Origin of the sequence: Acinetobacter sp. YH16042 (assembly GCF_013417245.1) — a bacterium.
GTDB lineage: Bacteria > Pseudomonadota > Gammaproteobacteria > Pseudomonadales > Moraxellaceae > Acinetobacter > Acinetobacter amyesii.
Genome location: NZ_VPEJ01000093.1, coordinates 1 through 2,065, shown reverse-complemented (window position 1 = coordinate 2,065; position 2,065 = coordinate 1). Strand labels below are relative to the sequence as shown.

Sequence of the window (2,065 nt, the reverse complement as noted above, 5' to 3'; positions counted from 1 at the left end):
CAGCTAAACAAATTGATCAAGTAACCGAGCGAGTGTCTACGAGCGACTGAGCGTTATAAAAATTCGCCCCTGCCTTTTCCCTGATTACAAGCTCCCTGTTGCTTCATAACGAGATTTACAGAGCAAGGCGACTGTAGCCACTGGCTCCATGACGAGCGAAGCGACTGTAGCCACTGGCTCCATGACGAGCGAAGCGAGCATAAAGCTTTATGAGCGAAGCGAATCCATTCTTGTTTTTAGCGTCCTAGTGGATATTTGAAAAAACTGCCCCCAGGAATCGAGCGCAGCGAGATTCAATAGAGTTTGAGCGAAGCGAAAACATAGGGCAGTTTTAAATGCTTTTTAATTTTTTTTTGGCTTTTAATAATCTTTTAAGCTTTTAAATGCTTTTAGACACGCTGAAAGCATTGCTGTGTGCGCGTTTCAAGCTTCATTAAGTGACGTTTACCTTGCAATTAAGTGACGTTTACCTTGCAAAAAAATGAAAATTTCAAAAGATAAAGTGACGTTTACCTTGCATGTTGTGACGTTAATTATTAAAGTCACATAAACGTCTAAGAATAATAGAGTCACATAATGAGTAATTTAGTTGTTAAAGATAATGCGTTAATTAATGCGAGTTATAACCTCGATTTAGTCGAGCAAAGATTAATACTTTTAGCGATTATTGAAGCTCGTCAAAGTGGCAAGGGAATTAACGCAAATGACCCATTGATCATTCACGCTGAAAGCTACATCAATCAATTTTCGGCACATAGAAATACTGCATATCAAGCATTAAAAGATGCTTGTGATGACCTATTTGCAAGGCAATTCAGTTATCAGAGCCTTAGCGATAAGGGAAATATCCAGCACCATAAATCAAGATGGGTGAGTGAAGTTATTTATGTTGAGAAAGAGGCGGTTGTTAAATTAATTTTTGCCCCTGCCATCATTCCATTGATTACTCGCCTAGAAGAACAGTTTACAAAATACGATATAGAACAAGTTTCAGGGCTTACAAGTGCTTACGCTGTAAGACTTTACGAATTATTGATTGCTTGGCGTAGCACAGGTAAAACACCCATTATTGAGATACAAAAATTTAGACAAAAACTTGGTGTTCTAGATACTGAATACAAACAAATGAACGATTTTAAAAAGCGAGTTTTAGACATTGCCATAAATCAAATTAATGAAAAAACAGACATTAAAGTTAAGGTCGAACAGCACAAAACAGGTCGTGCGATTTCAGGATTTTCCTTCAAGTTTAAGCAAAAACAAACGGAAATTTCTGAAAAATCAGTATCTCCCCAACGAGATCAAAACACGCCTGACCTATTCACCAAAATGACAGATCCGCAACGCTTCCTATTCGCTCACAAGCTGTCAGAAATGCCTGAAATGAGCAAATACTCTGAGGGTACAGAATCCTTTCAAGATTTTGCGAAACGTATAGCAGACATGCTGTTAGAACCTGAAAAATTTAAAAAGTTTTATCCGCTTTTAGAAAAACTTGGCTTCGGTTCTAAGAAAAATCAATCAACAGTGAAACTGGTTGATCAAGTCAAAACCTACTCTATCGAAGATCATAAATTTATTGCATTCGACCCAAGGGGGAGCGTTCATCTTTCGAGCTGTGCTTTCAGCATTGCACGGGACAAAAGGTACAAGCACTTGAAAAAAGATAGCGAAAAAATGGCAGACTTTGAAAGCAGATTAAAAACGATGCTTCTCGATGAAAAACAACAATCTCAATTTTTTGAGATTTTGAGAGGTGAAACATCAAGGTTTAAACCTAACTAAAATCTCCTCTAAAAAAGATTTCAAAATGCCCCAACTTTTGGGGCTTATTTTTATCTTTTTCAGAGGTCGGTTTTTTGTTTCTCGGAGAGAAACGCGTAAGCGTGCATTCCCAACTGCTGTCGGAAAATGATAAATCCCCCAAACCGCTAAAACTTGCCGATCGGCAACTTTTAAAATATCAAATTTTCACACATGGCTTAAAACCGCCTAAAATCGCCTTTAAGCGCACTTTTCTTCAAAACAGGGAAATCTAGCTAAACAGGGCTAAAAACGCCAATAA

At 37.9% G+C, this 2,065-nt stretch carries 1 pseudogene; it reads left to right on the top strand.

Annotation, left to right across the window (positions count from 1 at the left end):
- Nucleotides 1–576: 576 nt before the first annotated feature.
- Nucleotides 577–1,512: pseudogene (gene repM, locus FTV37_RS17145) on the top strand (replication initiation protein RepM); the annotation flags it as partial.
- Nucleotides 1,513–2,065: the final 553 nt, after the last annotated feature.